Annotated in this window: 17 protein-coding genes; 6 read left to right on the top strand and 11 right to left on the bottom strand. The window is 65.1% G+C overall.

Annotated elements, in window-relative coordinates; genetic code table 11:
- Nucleotides 1-43: 43 nt before the first annotated feature.
- A complete protein-coding gene (locus tag QX048_RS26165) occupies nt 44-331 on the top strand; it encodes a hypothetical protein (protein ID WP_315826837.1) in 288 nt (95 codons plus the stop codon).
- Here QX048_RS26165 and QX048_RS35290 read toward each other — a convergent pair.
- Nucleotides 304-741 (bottom strand): CPCC family cysteine-rich protein, encoded by a 438-nt coding sequence (locus QX048_RS35290; RefSeq protein WP_410052150.1) that lies wholly within the window; start codon nt 739-741, stop codon nt 304-306. The genes QX048_RS26165 and QX048_RS35290 overlap by 28 nt on opposite strands.
- A gap of 257 nt (nt 742-998) precedes the next feature.
- Between QX048_RS35290 and QX048_RS26160 the strand changes: the two genes are divergently transcribed.
- Nucleotides 999-2540 carry a hypothetical protein gene (locus QX048_RS26160; RefSeq protein WP_315826838.1) on the top strand — a complete coding sequence of 514 codons (1542 nt, stop codon included), beginning with the start codon at nt 999-1001 and terminating at the stop codon, nt 2538-2540.
- A 114-nt stretch (nt 2541-2654) separates the two neighbouring features.
- Here the strand turns inward: QX048_RS26160 and QX048_RS26155 are convergent, their stop codons facing one another.
- Together QX048_RS26155 and QX048_RS26150 are read right to left on the bottom strand one after the other, a co-directional pair.
- Nucleotides 2655-3008: a hypothetical protein gene (locus QX048_RS26155; protein ID WP_315826839.1), complete on the bottom strand. Its 354-nt coding sequence runs from the start codon at nt 3006-3008 to the stop codon at nt 2655-2657.
- 786 nt (nt 3009-3794) lie between these two features.
- Nucleotides 3795-4118 carry a hypothetical protein gene (locus QX048_RS26150; protein ID WP_315826840.1) on the bottom strand — a complete coding sequence of 108 codons (324 nt, stop codon included), beginning with the start codon at nt 4116-4118 and terminating at the stop codon, nt 3795-3797.
- Nucleotides 4119-4259: 141 nt separating this feature from the next.
- On the opposite strand from QX048_RS26150, the gene QX048_RS26145 reads away from it, so the two are divergent.
- Entirely contained in the window at nt 4260-4754 is a 495-nt protein-coding gene (locus QX048_RS26145) for a protein-tyrosine phosphatase family protein (protein ID WP_315826841.1), read from the top strand.
- A gap of 313 nt (nt 4755-5067) precedes the next feature.
- Here QX048_RS26145 and QX048_RS26140 read toward each other — a convergent pair whose 3' ends face one another.
- From QX048_RS26140 to QX048_RS26125, 4 genes are all read right to left on the bottom strand, one after another.
- Nucleotides 5068-5832: a metallophosphoesterase gene (locus tag QX048_RS26140; protein WP_315826842.1), complete on the bottom strand. Its 765-nt coding sequence runs from the start codon at nt 5830-5832 to the stop codon at nt 5068-5070.
- Nucleotides 5833-5958: 126 nt separating this feature from the next.
- On the bottom strand, nt 5959-6378 hold the full coding sequence (locus QX048_RS26135; protein WP_315826843.1) for a hypothetical protein: 420 nt from the start codon (nt 6376-6378) through the stop codon (nt 5959-5961).
- A 408-nt stretch (nt 6379-6786) separates the two neighbouring features.
- Nucleotides 6787-7443 (bottom strand): ImmA/IrrE family metallo-endopeptidase, encoded by a 657-nt coding sequence (locus tag QX048_RS26130; protein ID WP_315826844.1) that lies wholly within the window; start codon nt 7441-7443, stop codon nt 6787-6789.
- An 11-nt stretch (nt 7444-7454) separates the two neighbouring features.
- Nucleotides 7455-11207, bottom strand: a complete 3753-nt coding sequence (locus tag QX048_RS26125) for a vitamin B12-dependent ribonucleotide reductase (RefSeq protein ID WP_315826845.1) — start codon at nt 11205-11207, stop codon at nt 7455-7457.
- An 816-nt stretch (nt 11208-12023) separates the two neighbouring features.
- On the opposite strand from QX048_RS26125, the gene QX048_RS26120 reads away from it, so the two are divergent.
- A complete protein-coding gene (locus QX048_RS26120; RefSeq protein WP_315826846.1) occupies nt 12024-12917 on the top strand; it encodes a DMT family transporter in 894 nt (297 codons plus the stop codon).
- On the opposite strand, the gene QX048_RS26115 is transcribed toward QX048_RS26120, so the two are convergent.
- The 3 genes from QX048_RS26115 to QX048_RS26105 all read right to left on the bottom strand — a co-directional run bounded on the left by QX048_RS26115 (nt 12914) and on the right by QX048_RS26105 (nt 18735).
- Nucleotides 12914-15172 carry a CHASE3 domain-containing protein gene (locus tag QX048_RS26115; RefSeq protein WP_315826847.1) on the bottom strand — a complete coding sequence of 753 codons (2259 nt, stop codon included), beginning with the start codon at nt 15170-15172 and terminating at the stop codon, nt 12914-12916. The genes QX048_RS26120 and QX048_RS26115 overlap by 4 nt on opposite strands.
- A 122-nt stretch (nt 15173-15294) precedes the next feature.
- Entirely contained in the window at nt 15295-17613 is a 2319-nt protein-coding gene (locus QX048_RS26110) for a CHASE3 domain-containing protein (RefSeq protein ID WP_315826848.1), read from the bottom strand.
- 456 nt (nt 17614-18069) lie between these two features.
- Nucleotides 18070-18735 (bottom strand): BA14K family protein, encoded by a 666-nt coding sequence (locus QX048_RS26105; RefSeq protein WP_315826849.1) that lies wholly within the window; start codon nt 18733-18735, stop codon nt 18070-18072.
- Nucleotides 18736-18899: 164 nt separating this feature from the next.
- Here QX048_RS26105 and QX048_RS26100 point away from each other — a divergent pair, with 164 nt between their 5' ends.
- Nucleotides 18900-19310, top strand: a complete 411-nt coding sequence (locus QX048_RS26100; RefSeq protein WP_315712239.1) for an NADH:ubiquinone oxidoreductase subunit NDUFA12 — start codon at nt 18900-18902, stop codon at nt 19308-19310.
- A gap of 88 nt (nt 19311-19398) precedes the next feature.
- Here the strand turns inward: QX048_RS26100 and QX048_RS26095 are convergent, their stop codons facing one another.
- Entirely contained in the window at nt 19399-20097 is a 699-nt protein-coding gene (locus QX048_RS26095) for a DJ-1/PfpI family protein (RefSeq protein ID WP_315826850.1), read from the bottom strand.
- A gap of 143 nt (nt 20098-20240) precedes the next feature.
- Here QX048_RS26095 and QX048_RS26090 point away from each other — a divergent pair, with 143 nt between their 5' ends.
- Entirely contained in the window at nt 20241-21182 is a 942-nt protein-coding gene (locus QX048_RS26090; RefSeq protein WP_315712236.1) for a GlxA family transcriptional regulator, read from the top strand.
- The last annotated feature ends 48 nt before the right edge of the window (nt 21183-21230 follow it).

Genomic DNA, 21230 nt, shown 5'->3' with positions numbered 1-21230 from the left:
GCGGCCGGATGGTCGATGTGACATGCAAAGGGAGAGCCGTTCCATGCGTACTTTTGCCTTCATGATCGTCTTGCTGGCGTCAGTCAGCCTCAATCCCTTGTTCGCTCAGGGGCAAGGAAAACCTTCCCCCAATCCCGCGGAGACCAAAGCGAGTTCAGGCGTGCCGGCAAGAGAGAAGGGGCAGTCGACCAGCGAACGTCAGAAGCAGCACACGCTGCATCGGATGGGACCCGGCATCGATTGGGACCACCGTAAGGCAGGTCGCGACTGGAAGATCTCTCCTCAGCGCGAGAAGAACGACGCTCATGGCAAACGAGACGGAGCGAGCTGAACGGCTCGTTCCCTGCGACATGACGCTGGCGCTTGGTGCTCGCCTGCGATCGCTATGCTGGCGTGGTGGCATCCAGCGATGACAACATCCGGCGTCTCCCGTCGGGCCGATGACGGTCCCGCATCGTGCGACGAGCTAGCGCTCGTCGTCCGCCGGGGGAGACGGACGCACGCACGATGCGCCGCCTCCGAGGCGCCGTGGGTCTTGAAATTGGCGCGTGCCTCGGTCAGCGACAGCGCTCCATTGGGACCACCACGGACGAGGTCGGCATCGTGGTCGTCCTGGCCGTCGTGCTCCCAATAGCAGACCGGGCAGATCTCGAACCCGCCGCGCTCACCCAGAGTGAGGAAGCGGCAGCACGGGCAGCGATAGCGCACCTCCGACGGCGGCTCGGTGACATCGCGATACATCAGGGCGTGATGATGCGAGTCTGAAAGACCTGCGTCAACGGCGAGCCGCCGGCGGGCCAAGCAGCGCGCCATCTTTGCGAAAGCGATACATTTGTTATAACAACTATAGGTTGATATTTTGATCGAGATGGGGACAAATCATCCTCGCCGAATCCGCGAGGCAAGCCTCACGCAGCGTTTCGCGTGGCTTGAGAGGCGTGGCGTTTGGCCATCGTTCAGTCCCGACCGGCTGGATTTCAATCACCAAGGAGTTTTTCATGCGCATTGGCTTTGCATTGTCGACCCTCTCCGTCGTCGTGGGATCGTCCGTTCTCGGCTGGGGCCTGACCGCGCCGCACCCCGCGCAGGCGTTCCTGGAGGACATCTGCATCCCGCGCGTGAAGGACGGCTTGAGGAATTGTCTCGCGCCGGCCAGCGCGTGCCGCAATCCGGCGGAGGCGCTCAACCGGGGCTGCCTGCTCGAGGCGGTGCAGTTCGCCGTCATCCCGCCCGGCCGCAGCATGGTCCACGCCGACTCCACCTATTTCATCGCCCAGGCGCTCGGCTATCGCGCCGACGTGGCGTATTGGATCGCCGCCTACAACGAGAATTCCGACTACGCGCAATATGCGCCGATCGATCAGTGCGGCGGGCAGGCGACATCGACCAATTCCGGCGCCAGCTACATCACCGCCAAGTTCAACGGCTTCCAGCGCACCAACAACACCACCGACGGGCCGCTCTATCATTATCTCCTGAACTTCTCGCCGAATGGGCAGGGCACCGACGTGCACGGCGCCAGCGGCGTGCAGGCGGTGTATCCGTTCCACTATCCGCCCCCCGGCTATCCCATCACCATCGACAGCGTCTATCAGGGCACGCTGTACGATCTCCGGCAATGGGCGATGAAGCCCGACGACGGCCCGGGCCTGCTGTGCACCGCCGGATACACGGTGCCGAACGGCTCCTCGAACTTCAGCGGCCCGCAATGCCTGGCGAACGTGCCGATCAGCGGCAACGTGCCGCTGCTGGAGAACTACGCCATCGGGCCGGCCCTCAACATCACCTCGGGACCGAAGGTGCTCGACAACAGCAACGGCGTCGTCGACTACACCCAGCTCAAATCCTGGCTGGACGACAAGAGCAAGACGACCGGCGTGCTGTTCGACGACCCCAGGAAGCCGCCGGTGCCGGTGCAGATCGCCCGGATCGGGCTCTATCTGCACTCCCTGCAGGATGCCTCGTCGCACGGCACCTTCTGCGGCGACGACGCGCCGTCGCCGCCGGGCGGCTCGGATGTCGGCAGCTACATGGCCATGAGCTCCGGCAGCATCAAGCTCAGCTTCGGCACCTATTGCGCCACCGGCCCGCATCTGGCGAGCCACGTCCAGGAGACCGGCACCGGCGACGCCAGCCTGCCGCTGCGCGACTACGTAGCGCTGAACAACACCGTCGACGAGCTGATCCTGTTCGGCAACACCGTCGCCAAGCCGCGCGGCTGGATCGTCAACCCCAGTCTGCTGCCGCCTGATGTCGTCGGGGCCAAGAGCGCGGCCGGTGACAGCGCCGCCGATTTGAAGTCGCGCCTCGTCGGCCGCATCGTGCAGGGCCAGCAATGGTCGCGGGCGGAGGTCTACAACTCTGGCGTGGTCACCCTGCCGCTGCAACGCACCGACGCCCAGGACCGCCTGAACACGATGAACGCCGCGCTGGGCGCCTATGCGAAGCGGCTGCTGGCCGCCAACCCCAAGCTGACCCCGCTGCGGCCGATGCCGGGCAATTCGTTCGACCCGAACGACAAGTCGGTGTGTTTCAAGTAGCGCCGCAGGGCGGGCAAAGCGCCGCCGCAAGGCGGCGCGTGCCCACCATTGCGAACCGCCCGTACCCTAAGGGCTATCCCGCTCATCCGAGCCTGCTGATGTTTCGTGCGCCGTTTAGGGGGATTCCGTCGTCGAGAGCGTCTTCCAGAGCAGATATCCGCCCAGCACGATCAGGATCATCGGCATGAGCGGCAACGGCAAGGCAAGAAGATCCCACAGGCCGGCCGCAAGAATGATGACCCCGATGACCACGCCGAACCTGTCGACCTTTAGGCTCCGTTGCGTCCGCACCATCTGTGCGCCCAGGATGAGGATGCCGACGCCCACCAGGAACCAGCCCCAGGGAAGCCCTGCGAGCATGACCACGCCGAGCCAGATGAAGAATACGGCCCAAGCGGCTGAATCGATTTGACGGTGCGGATCGGGCGCGTCGTGGGATGGGACGAGAGATGCTTGCGAGTCGGCCATGATACTGCCTCCGCTTCTCTGACGATGACAGCTTGATGCGGATTCACTTCGACCCTGTTGATGCAGGTCAACCAAAGCGCGCGGGAAGCGCGTGGCTGTGTCCACAGCGTGGCGCCGGCAAAGCGCACACCCGCGAGCACGACCGCCTCGTCTTCTAGGAGATGCACGCCGAACCGCGCCGCCTCGGCGCGCGCCAGCTTCAGCTCTTCGGGAAAGGTGCGGTGATCAAATTCATGGTTGCCCATCACCATGACGATCGGCACGCCACGATGTGGAGGTTCATGGCGGGCAGGGAGGTGGAGCCCAGGGCTCGCTGCGTAGGGCGCGTTAGCGAAGCGTAACGCGCCGATCTGGTCGAGCGGCGGATTACGCTCCGCTCATCCGCCCTACGCTTGCTAACGCTCCTGGTCCGGCTGATCAGCACCATCCCTTCTTCCAGTGGCCCGGCGGACAGTGATGACCGCGCCAACCCACCTTTCGGCCGCGACTCCAGCCGAAGGCCCGGTGACCGCCTCCGCGGCCCCAGCCATGACCATGACCATGGCCATGACCGCCTCTCACCTCGATGAGATCAGATGCGCCGCGATCGACCTGAAGGGGAGCGCGAGGCAACGCGCTGGCGGGCACGATCAGCGCGGTTGAAATCGATGTTGCCAAGATGAGGATCGCTTTGCGCATGTGACTCCCTCGGATGTCTGGAAGATGAACTGAGAGGCTTACGGCTTTTCTGTGTCTTCAAGCGAAAGGGGGGCCGAGAAGCGGGATCGTATCCCGTTCGCGCGCCCACTACTTCCTATGCGTGCTGGAGCCGGTGGTCGTCATGCGTTGGCCGGGAGCGCTCTCGGAATGCCCCGGGCCGGCGGCGGTGTTGCTCTGATGACCGGGCGCGTACTCCGAAGCGCCGGGCGCCGTCGACGTCTTGCTACGCTGCATCTGCTGACCGGGCGCCTTCTTCGACGCGCCGTGCGAACTTGCGCCGGTCTCTGCGGCGAACACGGGCGAAGCGGCGAACAGAGCCGCCGTCAAAACGATTGCCATCTTCATGAACGAACCTCCTTCGTTGTTGGGTTCGTAGTAAACAGCGGCGTGTCGGCGATCGTTCCGCTGCACCGGGAAATCCTGGGGATCGAGTAGCAGACGCGGTATGATGTTCGGGCGGCCTGAGAGTGCATCCGTCTCGGCAGCCGCGATCCCGGATGTCGCTCTCGCTCATCCGGGTTACGAACGCTCATTCATGACAGGACCATCACCATGTCCCGCCTGCACTGGATCGACTTGCCCATCGCCGGCCGGCTCGCCATCGCGGCGCGGCCGCGGGCGGAAGACTGGCTGGCGGACGACATCGGCGCCTGGAAGGGCGAGGGCGTCGCTGTCGTCGTCAGCCTGTTGGAGCCGACCGAGGTTCATGACCTCGGCCTTCAGCGCGAGGCCGCGCTGTGCCAGTCACACGGCATGGCCTTCGTGTCATTTCCGATCCCCGACCGTGGTCTTCCTGAGAGCCGCAGCGTAGCGTTGCGGCTCGCACACGACCTCGCCGCGCGGCTGACGGACGGCCAGACGGTCCTGATCCATTGTCGCGCCGGCATCGGCCGCTCCGCCGTCATCGCGGCCTGCGTGATGATTCGGCTGGGCATTGATGGAGCTGAGGCCTTCGACCGGATCGCCGCCGCACGCGGCGTGCGCGTGCCGGATACGGAAGATCAGCGGGAGTGGGTGAGGACGTTCGAGCGCAAACAGATCGAGTAAAGTGCAGCGTCACTGTAACTCCCGCTGCGGCCGATGCCGGGCAATTCGTTCGACGCGAACGACACGTCGGTGTGCTTCAAGTAGCGCCGGAGGCCGAGCCGGCAGAAGGGTGCGTGTTCTCTCCCCACGTCATTCCGGGGCGCGCGCAGCGCGAGCCCGGAATCCATACTCACAGGCCGCGGGGCTGAGCACACATCGCCGCGGCCTGCATCTCGCAACTCACACCCCTTCGTGGTTATGGATTCCGGGCTCGCGCTGCGCGCGCCCCGGAATGACGGAGGAGAGAGCCTGCCCAGCCACGCCGAGCAGGCGACTACACCTCCACCACCAGCGCCGGATCGAAGGCCGGGTTCTCGCGGCCATAGCCGTGCGGGTTGCAGATCACGCGGGTGGCGCCGACGCGATAGTCCGAGGGCGTGTGGATGTGGCCGTGGATCCAGAGCGCGGGTTGCGTCGCCTGGATCAGCCCGGAGAGGTCGGAGGCGAAGGCAGCGGTGGTCAGGTCGTCGCGATAGCGTTCGGCGACCGAGCCCCAGCCGGGGGCGTGGTGGGTGACGACGACGGTCGGGCCGTCGAACGGCGTCTCCAAGAGGCCCGTGAGCCAGGTGCGCGATGTCTGGTGCAGCCCGAGCGCCTCCTGCGGCATGAACCGCAGCCACGGCTCGTCCTGCCAGATGATGCAGCGATGGTCGTGCATCCAGTCGCCGCAGACGGCCATCGCCTCCGCCTCGCTGCCGGGGCCAAAGATCGCATAGTCGGTCCACAGCGTGCAGCCTGCAAAGCGGACGCCCGCGAGCACGACCGCCTCGTTTTCCAGCAGATGCACCCCGAACCGCGCCGCCTCGGCGCGCGCCAGCGTCAGCTCCTCCGGGTAGGTGCGGTGATAGAACTCATGGTTGCCCATCACCATGACGATCGGCACGTCCTCCGCCACGATCTCGCGCAGCCGCGCAAACCCGTTCACCGCCCCCTCACTGACATCGCCGGCGACGACGACCACATCGACCCCGGGCAGCGCTTCGATCGGCTTGATGTCGGCCATGTCGGCGTGGAGATCGGAGAAGATGTGGAGGTGCATAGGGGCAGGGAGGTGGAGCCCAGGGGCTCGGTGCGTAGGGCGCGTTAGCGAAGCGTAACGCACCGCTCCGGTCAAGCGGCGGATTACGCTCCGCTACTCCGCCCTACGCTTGCTCGCTAACTCGTTCTATTTTTGCTGCTCGCCTTTACCAAGCGAAGACATCTTGGATCTTGCCTGTTTGCTATACATAAAATCAGCAATCAGAAAGCGCTTTCTACTCGTCCGTGAATACGGATGCCAAATGTCGCGTCGGTGCTCAAACCTGCCGGTCTGAGCGTAGAGGACGCTTACCGCGACGTTGTCCAATTTATATAGCCAGCCACCAAATACGCTCTTGCCTGGATCAACCGTCCATACATGTAGATTTGACCTACCGATGCCGTCATCATGCTTGCCGAATTGCAAATAGATCTCAGGATGTGGCCGTCCTGACATGATCGCGGTAGAGAATGGGTCTAGGGGAATGGGAACGTCGTGGCCATTCGCAATCGCCTCAGCTATCATGCAGCCAGTGAGCTTTAGAAAAAAGAAATGAACGTTGATCATCTCTCGTTTGGTCAAATACGCGAAGATCCGATTACAACGGACCCACCGTCCTACCATTAGCCGTCGCGTTCTCAGCACTTCCGACATTGCCTCCCACGCGAAGTCGTGTGGCTGGGTACGAGTGTTGTTGCAGTAGGCGCAGATGCGTATCGGAGATTTCAGGATCTTTGCGTCAAGGCTACCGACGGGCCGGTTTTGCTTCTCAAGATCGTGGTAATAGAGAGGTTGTTTCTGCGATGGCTTTCCAAGTACGGACAGGAGGTCGCTTCGCTTTGTCTTGTGTTCGCTTGAGTCCGCCTTGTTCTGCTTGCAAATCCAGCATAGGGGCTCGGGCATGACGCCTGAGGATGGTGTTGAATTCGATTCCATCTTCTCGCGTCCTAATTACTGTGGCGATATCAATAGTAGCTATCGTGGATTTGCCTTACCGCATGTATCGCAAATTCGTGCGGGGCCATTCCGCAGAAGTGAAAAGCTGCCGCATTCGCCGCAGGGATCCCCCTCATATTGAGGGGCAATCGTCGTCTTCTCGCTCTTAGCCTGCGTCAGACGGCGCTTACCTAGATCGTCGCTGACTACGCACAGACCTGCAATCAAATCGGCATCGGCAAGCTTCAGTGCGACATGATCTGGAACCAAGAAAAGCTCGGCGAATGTGTGAGCTTGCCATTCACCGGACTCTTCCTTTTGAACATATTTCAGTCGCGCAGCTTCCTCGTCAGAGAATGCGACAGCAAATTCGTCGTGAAGAAGAATGTGACCGACTTCGTGGGCAATGACATACCGGGCAAAAGGGTCACCCTTCGATGCTTGCTCCCAAATCTTTTTATCGACGTGCAAAGTGAGCGGCTTGAAGCTTACATAGGCCGGATCATCCCCGTAGTCCGCTTCATAAAATTCGATATCAAGGCGCCCTTTCGACGTGTGCAGCTTCGTAAGCGGGCCGAGCACAAATGAGCAGATGTCGAAAAAGTGTCCCCGTCGAGTAGCGAGCAACCACCAAGCCATCGCAATTTTTGCGATGTCTTCTCTCGTTCTGATGCGAACTCGGTGGTCGCGCGCCATTTAAGCCTCGATTAGGAGCATCCTGTCGTGCCGCCACATGTGTCGCACTTCATACACGTGCCGTTGCGGACCAAAGTGAAGTTCCCGCACTCCGAACACATTTCGCCCTCGTAGCCTTTGGCTTTGGCTTCCGCACGGCGTTCCGCCTTGGAGGAGGTATGGGTGTTAGCTGTGCCCGACTTGCTCCACTGGAGCGCTTCGAGTCTTTCTGTTGGAGACAGCTCGGGGTCGCTTTGCTTAAGAGCAATAGCTCCTTCGATGGCGCCATCTATGAGGTCGCGTGGCGCAGAGTATGCCATCTTGGGGCCGTCCGACTTTTGCGCCGACACTCCGTGAGACGGAGTACCGCCGCGCATCACCACGAGGTTGTCGGTGCGCGAGCGGGTCAGGCCGCGCGAGACGTATTTCGCGGCCTGCTGGCTCGGGCCGTCCTCCGACGGCTTGCCTTCGTCGACGCCGCGGCCGAGCGCGTCGAAATTGCTCTCGGACGGATCGACATGGGCGAGGTCGAAGCGCGACATGTAGCTGACGGCGAGCTCGCGGAACACGTAGTCGAGGATCGACGTCGCATATTTGATCGAGTCGTTGCCCTGCACGGGGCCTGCCGGCTCGAAGCGGGTGAAGGTGAAGGCGTCGACATACTCCTCCAGCGGCACGCCGTATTGCAGGCCCAGCGACACCGCGATGGCGAAGTTGTTGATGAAGGAGCGAAGTGCCGCGCCCTCCTTGTGCATGTCGATGAAGATCTCGCCGAGGCGGCCGTCGTCATACTCGCCGGTGCGCAGGTAGACCTTGTGGCCGCCGACGACCGCCTTCTGGGTGTAGCCCTTGCGGCGATCCGGCATCTTCTCGCGCTCGCGCATCACCACGATGCGCTCGACCAGCTTCTCGACGATCTTCTCCGAGACCTGCGTGGCGCGCGCGGCCATCGGCTTGTCGTAGAAGGACTCGACCGCATCGTCCTCGTCCTCATCGTCGGCGATGAGCTGCGAGTTGAGCGGCTGCGACAGCTTCGAGCCGTCGCGGTACAGCGCGTTGGCCTTCAGCGCGAGCTTCCACGACAAGAGATACGCCGCCTTGCAGTCCTCGACCGTGGCGTCGTTCGGCATGTTGATGGTCTTGGAGATCGCACCCGAGATGAACGGCTGCGCCGCCGCCATCATGCGGATGTGGCTCTCGACCGAGAGATAGCGCTTGCCGATCTTGCCGCAGGGGTTGGCGCAGTCGAACACCGAATAGTGCTCCGCCTTCAGATGCGGGGCGCCCTCGACCGTCATCGCGCCGCAGATGTGCACGTTGGCGGCCTCGATCTCGCGCTTGGTGAAGCCGATCGCGGTGAGCAGGTCGAAGGTGGGGGCGGCGATCGCCTCAGTGGTGACGCCGAGCTGCTTGACGATGAAGTCCTCGCCGAGCGTCCACTTGTTGAACACGAACTTGATGTCGAACGCGGTCGGCAGCGCCTTCTCGACCTTGGCGATGGCCTCGTCGGTGAAGCCCTTGGCCTTCAACGTGGTGGCGTTGACGCCGGGCGCGTTCGACAGCGAGCCGTGACCGACCGCATAGGCCTCGATCTCGGCGATCTCGCTCTCGCGATAGCCGAGCACGCGCAGGGCTGCGGGCACGGCGCGGTTGATGATCTTGAAGTAGCCGCCGCCGGCCAGCTTCTTGAACTTCACCAGCGCGAAGTCAGGCTCGATGCCGGTGGTGTCGCAATCCATCACCAGGCCGATGGTGCCGGTGGGGGCGACCACGGTGACCTGGGCGTTGCGATAGCCGTTGGTCTCGCCGAGCGCGAGCGCGTCGTCCCAGGCCTGGATGGCGTGGCTGACCAGCGAGACCTGCGGGCAGTGGGCGTGGTCGAGCGGCACCGGGGCGACCGAGAGCGCCTCATAGCCGGTCGCCTCGCCGCGCGCGGCGCGACGATGGTTGCGGATGACGCGCAGCATGTGCGCGGCGTTCTTCTTGTAGCCGGGGAAGGACCCGAGCTCGCCGGCCATCTCGGCCGAGGTCTTGTAGGCGATGCCGGTCATGATCGCCGAGAGCGCGCCGCACAGCGCGCGGCCTTCCTTGGAGTCGTAGGACAGGCCCATGGTCATCAAGAGGCCGCCGATATTGGCATAGCCCAGGCCCAGTGTGCGGAACTCGTAGGACAGCTCGGCGATCGCCTTCGACGGGAACTGCGCCATCAGCACGGAGATCTCGAGCACGACCGTCCAGAGCCGGCAGAGATGCTCGTAGGCGCCGACGTCGAAGTGCTTCGTTTCGGTGTTGTAGAACGTCAGCAGGTTGGCCGAGGCCAGGTTGCACGCCGTGTCGTCCAGGAACATGTATTCCGAGCACGGATTGGACGCGCGGATGTCGCCGGACGCCTTGCAGGTGTGCCAGTCGTTCATCGTGGTGTTGAAGTGCAGGCCGGGATCGGCCGAGGCCCAGGCGGCGTGGCCGATCTTCTCCCAGAGGTCCCTGGCCTTCAGCGTCTTGACGATCTTCTTGTTGGTGCGGCCGATCAGGCTCCAGTCGCCGTCGGTCTCGACCGCGCGGAGGAAGTCGTCCTTCAGCGACACCGAGTTGTTGGAGTTCTGGCCGGACACGGTCAGATACGCCTCGGAGTCCCAGTCCGTGTCGTAGATCGGGAAGTCGATGTCCTTGTAGCCCTGCTTGGCGAACTGGATGACCCGCTTGATGTAGTTGTCGGGCACCAGCGCGCGGCGCGCGAGCTTGATCTCGCGGCGCAGTGCCGGGTTCTTCTCGGGATCGAAGCAGTCGTCGCCGGAGCCCTCGCAATTGACGCAGGCCTTCATCACGGCCTTGAGGTGCTTCTGGTTGATCTTGGAGCCGGTGACGAGCGCGGCAACCTTCTGCTCCTCCTTCACCTTCCAGTCGATATAGGCCTCGATGTCCGGATGGTCGGCGTCGACCACCACCATCTTGGCGGCGCGGCGGGTGGTGCCGCCCGACTTGATCGCGCCGGCGGCGCGGTCGCCGATCTTGAGGAAGCTCATCAGGCCGGACGAGCGGCCGCCGCCCGACAGCCGCTCGCCTTCGCCGCGCAGCCGCGAGAAGTTGGAGCCGGTGCCGGAGCCGTATTTGAACAGGCGCGCCTCGCGCACCCACAAATCCATGATGCCGCCGTCATTGACGAGGTCGTCCTCGACGCCCTGGATGAAGCAGGCGTGCGGCTGCGGATGCTCGTAGGACGATTTCGACTTGGTCAGCTTGCCGGTCTTGTAGTCGACGTAATAGTGGCCCTGGCCGGGGCCGTCGATGCCGTAGGCCCAGTGCAGACCGGTGTTGAACCATTGCGGCGAGTTCGGCGCGACCATCTGCTTGGCCAGCATGACGCGGAGCTCGTCATAGAACGCCTGCGCGTCCGCTTCCGAGGAGAAGTAGTTGCCCTTCCAGCCCCAATAGGTCCAGCAGCCGGCGAGACGGTCGAACACCTGCTTGGCCGAGCGCTCGCTGCCGTAGCGCTCGTTCTCAGGGAGAGCGGCCAGCGCCTCGGTGTCCGGCACCGAGCGCCACAGCCACGACGGCACGCTCTCTTCCTCGACCTTCTTCAGGCGCGCGGCGACGCCGGCTTTCCGGAAATACTTCTGCGCCAGCACGTCGGAGGCGACCTGCGACCAGAACTCGGGGACCTCGACATTCTCGAGCCGGAACACCACGGAGCCATCCGGATTCTTGATCTCGGACGTGGTCAGGCGGAAGTCGATCCCTGCATAGGGCGACTGTCCTTCGGTGGTGTTGCGCCGTTCAATCCGCATCGCGAGCCCCAATAGTTCTTGCCGGACCGCGCTTGGCGGCCGGGATCATTGCATCCAAGGGCGACGGCTGGAAGTCCCCGGACGCTGCCGGAAAATTCGTCTGCCGCCGCAGTTCAACCGGTTGCCCGGTCCGCATCTGTTCAGCCTCGAAGGCGAAGGCCTTGCGCCGTTGTCCGGCGTCTCGCCCCGTCTTCCTGCGCGGGGCGTGCAGCCCGTCCGCTGCCCGCACCGTCCGTTCTCAACGCGTCACTCCCGCCGTTCTGCTCCGTCGTCCCTGCAGGGGAGGCCCCACATCTAGTGGGTTCCCCGCTCGGGCGCGGCGGCGCAGCGATGGTCTACAGGGCAGACGGCGACCCACGCCCGCTGCCGTGGCGACGGCGGCGTGGTCGTCTTCGAACCCTCTCGAGGGAAGCGGCCGGCCAGACCCGAAACATGACTGTGCGCCGAACCGGGCCGGAAGCTAGGACGACTCCGCTCCGCCCGTCAAGGACTAGTACGGGTTCCTAAACCAAACACTAAATATGGGGGAAAGTACGGGATAACCAGGGCGTGTGCCGGTATCGTGATGGCCGTAACTATCGGCGACTCCTCGCGGATTCGAAACCGAAAAAATTTGTGCCGCAGGCTGTCCACAGGGCTTCGTCCCGCTGTTCACAGGGGCAGATTTATTCGCGTGCGAATGACGTGTTTCGCTTGCATCGGCGGGACTCACGGGCGCCTACGGAGCGTTCGCGGGGCAGGCATGCCCCACAATCCCTGGTGTGGCCGGGAAAACGCCGGCAAGCTCATCCTCCCACGGACGGCGCCGGTGATTCCATGACAGACAAGCCAGTGGCCAGCGGGCGGATCACGCCCGCCGGGCTGATGTTCCTCGCCATCACCTCGCTCGGCTGGGGCTTCAACTGGCCGGTCACCAAGCATCTGGTCGGCGTGCTGCCGCCGCTCACTCTGCGCGGCACCACCGGGGTGGTGGGCGCGCTGTTGTTGGCGCTGCTGGCCGTCATCCGCAGCCAGAGCCTCGCCGTGCCACGGGAGGTCTGGCCGCGGCTGATCCTGGCCGGGATGCTCAACGTCACCGCCTGGATGGTGCTGATGGGGCTGGCGCTGCTGTGGCTGCCGGCGAGCGAGGCTGCGCTGATCGCCTACACCATGCCGGTGTGGGCCTCGCTCTTGGCCTGGCCGATCCTCGGCGAGCGGCCGACGCTGTTGCGCGTGCTCGCGCTGGTGCTGGCGTTCGCCGGGCTGGCTTCGATCATGGGCAGCAACGGGCTCAACGCCAGCCGCGACAAGCTGCCGGGCATCCTGATGGTGCTCGGTGGCGCGTTCGGCTTCGCGCTCGGCACGGTCATGGCCAAGAAGCTCCCGATCAGGCTGCCGCCGCTGTCGGCGGCGGCCTGGCAGATCGGCATCGGCTGCGTGCCGATCGTGCTCGTGGGCTTCGCGGTCGAGCATTCCGACTGGACGAAGCTGGATCAGCTCGACTGGGCGCTGATGTTCTATTCCACCGTGATCCAGTTCTGCGTCGCCTATGTCGCCTGGTTCGCGGCGCTGTCGCGGCTGCCGGCGTCGGTGGCGGCGATCGGCACCATGGCGGTGCCGGTGATCGGCGTCCTGGCCTCCGCGATCGCGCTGCGCGAGCCGCTCGGGGCAGGGCAGGTGGCCGCGCTGGCCTTCACGCTGGCCGCGGTGGCGATGGCGACCCGCGGCTAGCGCCAGCCGGCCGCCGGCTTGCCGTCCAGCGCCCGCCGCACCATCTGCGCGAGCTCGGCGCGGCGATAGGGCTTGGTCAGCAGCAGCGCGTCCGGCACGAGCTGCCGATTCTCGACCATCTCATCGCCGGTATAGCCGGAGGTGTAGAGCACTGGGAGCGCGGGGCGCGTGGTCATGATGGTTTCGGCGAGCTGCCGGCCGCTGATGCCGCCGGGCATGATGACGTCGGTGAACAGCAGGTCGAAGGGCTGGTTCCGCGCGGCGATGGCCAGCGCCTCCGAGGCCTGCGAGGCGACGAGGGTGGTGTAGCCGAGGCCCTGCAACTGGGCGAGCACGAAGTCGCGCACCAGCGGATCGTCCTCGACCACCAGGATCGTCTCGCGGCCATGCGGCAGCGCCTGCTCGTGCTCCGTCTCGATCTGCTGCGTCGCCTGCGCCGCCGGCAGATAGAGCCGGATCGTCGTGCCGCGGTTCTGCTCGCTCTGAAGCTTGACGTGGCCGCCGGACTGCCTGACGAAGCCATAGACCATGCTGAGGCCGAGACCGGAGCCCTTGCCGGCATCCTTGGTGGTGAAGAACGGCTCGAAGGCGCGGTCCTTCACCTCCCGCGGCATGCCGCTGCCGGTGTCGCTGACCGCGACCATGACGTAGGAGCCGGGCACGATGCCGAGATTGGCCGCTGCATGGGCCGCGTCGAGCGTGGTCTTCGCCGTCTCCAGCAGCAGCCTGCCGCCATCGGGCATCGCATCGCGCGCGTTGATCGCCATGTTGACCAGCGCGTTCGCGAGCTGCGCGGAATCGACATGGGCGATGAGATCCTCGTCGGCGAGAACGGTCCTGATCTCGACCTGCTCGCCGAGGGTCGGCCGCAGCAGCTTGGCGATGTCCTCCACCGTGGCGTTGACGTCGATGTCGCGCGGACGCAGCGGCTGCTTGCGGGCGAAGGCGAGCAGATGCCGGATCAGCTCGGTGCAGCGATCGGTGGCCCTGCCGATCAGGGCTGCGAACTCGGCCGCCGCCGGCCGGTCCTGCACCGCGTCGATCAGGACCTCGATCGACCCGGTGATGATCGTCAGCATGTTGTTGAAGTCGTGCGCGACGCCGCCGGTGAGCTTGCCGATGGCATCGAGCTTCTGCGCCTGCTGCAGCAGGCGCTCGGTCTCGTGCACGTCGGTGACGTCGTGATACACCAGCGCGGCGCCACTGATCGCGCCTGCGGAATTGCGCAGCGGCCGCCCGCTGACCATCAGGCGAAACTGCGGCCGGCCGTCGGTCGGCTTGACCACGACCTCGCGGCGGTCGAACGACAGCCCGCACAAGGCGCGCGCGATCGGGAGCTCCTCGTCGACGATGCGGGTGACGGCGTCGCTCTCGTAGAACTGGTTGGCAGCCTGCATCTCGGCGAAGGTCTTGCCCACATTCGTTCCCAGGAAACGTCCCATCGCCTGGTTCGACAGCATGATCGTGCCTTCGGGATCGACGACGAGGACGCCCTCGGCCATGCTGTTGAAGGTGTTCGTGAGAATGGCGGAGAAGCGGCGCAGCTCGTCATAGGCGGCGGCGAGATCGCTGCGCTGCTGCACGGCCTGGGCTTCCAGCGAGGTCGCGGTCTCCCGTGACCGGGTGAGGGACGAGCGCAGCGCCCGGTCGGAAAGATGAGCGCGCCGGACGAGATAGGCCGACATCAGGAGCAGCAGGCCGACGCCGGCGAGGTCGATCGCCAGCAGCCAGGATCCGGTTCGTCGCGAGATCGTGGCGCGGTCCGCCAGCAGCCGGCGCTCCTCATCGGTAAAGGCGTCGAGCGCCTGGTTGATCGTCGTCATCGCCGCCGGACCGGCCGCGCTCGCCGCCAGCGCCTCCGGGCCGTCGCGATCGTTCGCCGCGTGGCGACGGATCAGCTCGCCGGCAAGCTGAATGCGCCGCTGCACGATGCCATAGATCGATCGCAGCCGCTCGCTCTGCGAGGAATTGTCCCGGACGAGCTCTCGCAGGTCCGCCCAGGCTGCAGGAATAAGTCCACTCGTCGCCTGAAACTCTGCGATGAACCGGTCGGCTCCGGACAATGCGAAGCCGCGCGAGGCGGCTTCTGACTGTCGCAGCAGGGCGCGGAGCTCGGAGGATTTCTCCAGCACCTCCATCGTGTGCTCGACCAGGGCGGTATCGTTGCGCGCCTTGATGTCCAGTCCCGTCGACGCGGCGCCGATCGCGAGCAGGGTTCCAAGGCCGAGCCCGATCACCACCCGCCGGCGGATCATCGGTGGCCTCCAATGGCGCGGGATGCCGTCGCGTCCTGCCAATTGCATGGGGTAGGTTTCCATTGGAATTTGTGGCGCCCAGCTCCGTGACGATCGCAGTTCCGATCTGCGCGATGGTCAAGTCAGGAGAAGTGAGCGCGCGTCTGCGCGTCCTCGGAAAAGGCGTTCTCGGCCAAGGCATCATCGGCCAAGGCGTCATCCACGGGGCCTGCCAGCGCCAGCCGCACCATCTTGGCGAGCTCCGACTTGCGATAGGGCTTGGTGAGCAGCAGCGCAGCCTGGTCGAGGCGACCGTGCTCGACCATCGCATTGTCGGTATAGCCGGACGTGTACAGCACCTTGGTGCCGGGCCGCTGCCGCAGCGCCTCCTCGGCGAGCTCCTTGCCGTTGACGCCGCCGGGCATGATGACGTCGGTGAACAGGAGATCGAAGCTCTGGCCGGAGTCGATCTTGGCCAGCGCCTCGACCCCGGTCGATGCGGTGATGGTCTTGTAGCCGAGGCTCTGCAACTGTGAGACGACGAAGTCCTGCACCAGTGGATCGTCCTCGACGATGAAGATCGTCTCCTCGCCGCGCGGCGGCGGGGGCTCGGGCCGAGCAGGGCTCGCAGCCTGTCCCTTGGGCACAGGGATGTAGAGCCGGATCGTGGTGCCCCGTCCTTCCTCGCTGTAGATCTTGATGTGGCCGCCGGATTGCTTGACGAAGCCGTAGACCATGCTGAGGCCGAGGCCGGAGCCCTTGCCGGCTTCCTTCGTCGTGAAGAAGGGTTCGAAGGCGCGGTCGCGGACCTCCGGCAACATGCCAGTACCCGTGTCGCTGACGGCGACCATGACATAGGGGCCGGGCGTCACGCCGGCGTTGGCTGAGGCATAGGCCTCATCGAGCTCCACCCTGCGCGATTCCAGCAGCAGCTTGCCGCCATTGGGCATCGCGTCGCGGGCGTTGATCGCCATGTTGACCAGCGAGTTGGCGAGCTGCGCCGAATCGATGTGCGTGATCAGCGTCTCCTCTTCGAGGATCGAGTTGATCTCGATCTGCTCGCCGAGGGTCGGACGCAGCAGCTTTGCGATGTCGAGAATCGTGCTGTTGACGTCGCTGTCGCGCGGATGCAGCGGCTGCTTGCGGGCGAAGGCGAGCAGATGCCGGATCAGCTCGGTGCAGCGGTCTGCCGCCTGTCCGATCAGCGCCGCGGTCGCCGCGGCGGCGGGGCGGTCCTTCACCTCGTCGGCCAGCGTTTCGATGGTGCCGGTAATGATCGTCAGCATGTTGTTGAAGTCGTGTGCGACGCCGCCGGTGAGCTTGCCGATCGCATCCAGCTTCTGCGCCTGCTGCAGCAGCCGCTCGGTCTCGTGCGCCGTGGTGATGTCGTGATAGACCATCGCCGCGCCGGTAATGCCGCCCGCGGCGTCGCGCAGCGGGCGGCCGGAGATCATCAGCCGCAGCGTCTCGTCCCGGTCGGGCCGGTAGACGATCAGCTCGCGGCGGTCGAAGCTCTCGCCCCGCAACGCTCGCGGCGTCGGCAGGTCGTGTGCTGCGACAGGCGTCACGCCGTCGCTTTCGTAGACGCGGAGGCGCGCGCGGACGTCGGCCAGATTCTTTTCCGGGCTGTAGCCGAGCAGATGTTCGACCGCGGGGTTCGAGAATACCACGGTGTCGGTGGCATCGATGACGAGCACGCCCTCTGCCATGCTGTTGAACGTGTTCTGCAGGATCTCGGCGGAATGGCGCAGCTTCTCATGGGCGGCGATCAGGTCGAGATGCTGTTGCTCGGCCTTTTCCGCCAGCGAGTTGGCCTCGGCTTCGGAGCGGACCAGCGACGCGCGCAGCGCACGATCGTGGAGATAGGTCCGCCGGATGAGGTAGAAGGCGATGATCAGCAGCAGCGCGAGACCGCACAGGTCGATCGTGAGCAGCAGCGATCCGGTGGATTTCGACGTCATCGAACGCTGCGTCAGCAGCTTGCGCTGATCGGCAACGAAACGGTCGAGATGGGCCGTGATCTCGCTCATGGTCGCCGGCCCTTCGGCGCGGCTTCTGAGGGCTTCGAGCCCCGCACGATCCGAGGCGGCGTGCAACCGGATCAGCTCCGCAGCGAGCTCGACCCTGCGGACAATCAGGGCTTCGGTCTCGGTCAGAAGCTTCAGCGGTTCGGGATTGTCGGCCACGGCGCGCCGCAGCTCGGCCATGGCGACCGGAATTCTCGTGCTGACATCGGCAAACTCCGTCCTGAACTGATCGTCACCGACGAGTGCGTAGCCGCGAGAGGTCGCTTCCGCTTCGCGTAGCAGCAGACGCAGATCGGAGGTCTTCTGCAGGATGTCGAGCGATGAATTCACCCAGGCCGCGTCGTGGCGCGACTTGATGTCGAGCGCCGTGGACGCGGCGCCGATCGCCAGCAGCGTTCCAAGACCGAGCCCCAATGCGAGGCGCTGATAGGTCATCTGCGTTTCTCAATCATCGACATGTCCGCCAGCTGGGCCGGGGATCATCGCGGCCAGCCCCATGCATCCGAGTTTCGATGCAGCTGCGTCCAAGCAGTGAAGATATGTCGGCAAGGCGCGCCTCCTTGTTCGAAGTTCTTGGCGCGTTCGCGGGCGGCAGGCCCAAGCCACTCACCCGCGGCGTTTGCATTGCGCGAGTTCCGCGAAAATCCATGTGTCCATCAACTGATATCAACCAAGCCTGCGAAGCGGCCAAACGGGCAGAATCACGAGCTCAAACAATATTGGACCGAAACGGGACGATCATCTGCACGTCGCGGGGCACATTTTGGAATATGGGCGAAAATCGGCCTGCAACGTGGCGCATTAGACACAGAACAAACAACAATACGGCACGAAAAAGGCGGCGAGCATAGGCTCGCCGCCCTCTGTTGTCGCAGCTACTATGTCAGACTCTTACGGACATGGATGGCGAAAGCCATCATAACCGAGATAGGTTCCCGAAGCCGGATCATACGAGCGGTACCTGCGTGCGCAGTAGCTCGGGTCGACGCCTTCGGTTCCAACGATGGCGACAGGCGCGGAGTCGTCATAGTACGAGTAGTCGGAGTAATAGTCGGGCCCGTAATAATACGGATCGTTGTAGTAGGCATAGCTGCTGCCCAATCCGATCCCGACGCCAACGCCGACACCCGGCCAGAAGCCGCCGCCGCGGTGATGCCAGCCGCCACGGTGACCGCCCTGCCAGCCGCCGCCACTCCAATTGCCGCCGCTCCAGTTGCCGCGTCCGCCACCCGTGTTGACGGCGACGTTGGCGCCGGCCGCCGGACCGCGACCCGCCAGCGCTGCGCCGCCAACGGCTGCGCGTCCGGCGAAGCTGCCGCCGCTCATCCCGGCGCCACCCGGGCCCGCCGCAAAGCCGCCGCGTCCGCCGCCGCCGATCGCTCCGCCGCCGCCACCACCGATGGCCGCGCCACCGCCCCCGCCGACGGCGGCACCACCACCGCCGCCCGGACCACGACCGCCGCCGCCGGGACCCTGGGCAAAGCTCGTCGTCGCTGCCGCCAGCGGCAGAATCAGCGCCACTGCCGCCGCAGTGCTCCATCTCTTCAGTCTGGTCATCGCTATCGCTCCATCAGGGGGGAAAGTGACCTAACCGCAGGCCGCGGATGTCGTTCCCCGCCGCGAACCGATACATCGTCGCGGGCGGAGGCGGTGCAACACTGGACAAGATGCGGGCGGGGTGGCATCAGAACCGGGACCTTCACAGAACCGGCCCCAAGCCCATGAAACAGTTCTTTCTCAAGCTCTTCACGTGGTGGAACGGCCAGACTTTCGGCACGCAATTGTGGACCTGGCGCTTCGGCGAGCTCGTGGGGCAGGACGCACAGGGCAACCGCTATTATCGGACTGCCGGCGGCAAGATCGACCCGGTGCTGCATTTCGAGCGGCGCTGGGTGATCTATAACGGCCTGGCCGAAGCCAGCCGTATTCCGCCCGAATGGCATGGCTGGATGCATCATATGGTCGACGTGCCGCCGACTCAGGAGGGCTACAAGCCGCGCGAGTGGGAAAAGCCGCATGAGCCGAACCTGACGGGGACTGCGCTGGCGTATCGCCCGGCCGGCTCGACCTTGGGCAGCGGTCGCAGGCCAAAGGCCACCGGTGATTATCAGCCCTGGACTCCTGGCGGCTGATTCGATTTCGCTCGAGATGACCCGATCGGAAAAGGCCGCCCCGAGCTCCGGGCGGCCTCTTTACTTTCGGGAGCCTGCCAAGCCTGCGCTACGCCGGGTTGGTCCTGAGGGCGGTCGCCGCATGCTCCGCCGCCTCGATTCGCCGCTTCCGGAACGGTGCGATCCGCTCCAGCATGCGTGACACCACCTCGGGCGGCGCCGTGTCGGGGGATCCAGCGGTGAAAGGGGGCGCCGGATTGTATTCGAGTCTGAGCTGGATTGCCTCCGCCGTCTGACGATCGACCAACTGCGCCACCAGGGTCAGCGCGAAGTCGATGCCGGCCGTGACGCCGCCGCCGGTGATCCGGTTGCGGTCGATGCAGACGCGCTCGGTGCTGACGGTTGCCCCGAACAGCGGCAGGCACTCGCGCGCGCTCCAATGGGTTGCCGCGCGATAGCCATCCAGCAGGCCGGCGGCGCCGAGCGCGAGCGAGCCCGTGCACACCGAGGTGACGTACCTGGCTCCTTCGGCCTGGCGGCGGATGAAGCCGATGACCTCGGCGTCATCGAGGATGGCGTCGACGCCGAAGCCGCCGGGAATGCAGATCACGTCCGCCCGCGGACAGTCAGCGAAGGTGGTGGTCGGCATCAGTGTGAGGACCGAGTCGGTCGGAATCGGCTCGATCCTCTTCCACGCCAGATGCAGTGTCGCCCCCGGCACGCTGGAGAACACCTGCACCGGACCGGTGAGATCGAGCTGGGTCAGATGTGGAAACAGGACGAGAGCGATCGAGAGCGGTTGGGCCATGGCGGTGCTCGCAGGTGTGGTGCTTGACGGCGGGCATTCTGCATGGTCCGCTGGATGGCGCATATGCCAAAGTTCCCTCGTTTCCGGACGGGCTTGGGATTTCACACTTGGCTCACGGACTTGGGCTCACGGAGCCATCCACCATGATCGGCGTGCTCATCTACCCCGATTTTCAGTTGCTCGATGCCGCCGGACCGATCTCGGTGTTCGAGATCGCTTCGCGTTATGCGCGCGCCGCGCCATCGATCAGGGTCGTCGCCGCCACGCCCGGACCCGTGCGGTCGTCGTCAGGGGCCGAAATGCTGGCGCGCAAATTCGGTCCGGTGTCGGCGCTGACCACGCTGCTGATCGCCGGCGGCGAGGGCGTGGAAGCTGCGAGCCGCAACGCATGCACGCTGAACTTCGTTCGTAAGGTCGCGCAGCGGGGCACCCGGCTTGCCAGCATCTGTTCCGGCGCCTTCGTGCTGGCCGAAGCGGGCCTGCTGGACGGGCGGCGCGCGACCACGCATTGGCAGCGCACGCGGCAGTTCCTGCGAGCCTACCCCCAAGTGAAGCTCGAGCCTGACAGCATCTACGTCCGCGACGGCAATGTCTGGAGCTCGGCTGGGATCACTGCCGGCATCGATCTCGCACTCGCCATGGTCGCCGACGATCACGGCGAGGAGATCGCGCAGAAGACCGCACGTCAGCTCGTGCTGTATCATCGCCGCAGCGGCGGGCAGTCGCAGTTCTCCTCGCTGCTGGAGCTGAAGGCGCCGAGCGGCCGCTTCGCCGAGCTCCTGACCTGGGCGCGCGAGCATCTCGATGCGCCGCTGACGGTCGACGACCTTGCCGAGCGTGCCGGCATGAGCACGCGGCATTTCACCCGCGCCTTCGTGGCCGAGACCGGCACGACGCCGTCGAAGGCGATCGAGCGTCTCAGGCTGGAGGTGGCGCGCGATCGCGTGCAGGCTTCGCATCAGCCGATCGAGCTGGTGGCCGAGGCGACCGGCTTTCGCGATCCTGAGCGGATGCGCCGCGCCTTCATTCGCGCCTTCGGCCAGCCGCCGCAGGCCCTGCGGCGCGCGGCACGCCTCACCGCCTGACCTGGATCAGTGGACGAGCGGCGGCGGGCGACGATCCTCGATGGCAGT

Source organism: Bradyrhizobium sp. SZCCHNS30572 (genome assembly GCF_032484415.1).
In the GTDB taxonomy this organism is placed as follows: domain Bacteria; phylum Pseudomonadota; class Alphaproteobacteria; order Rhizobiales; family Xanthobacteraceae; genus Bradyrhizobium.
This window is presented reverse-complemented; position numbering and strand designations above follow the sequence as displayed.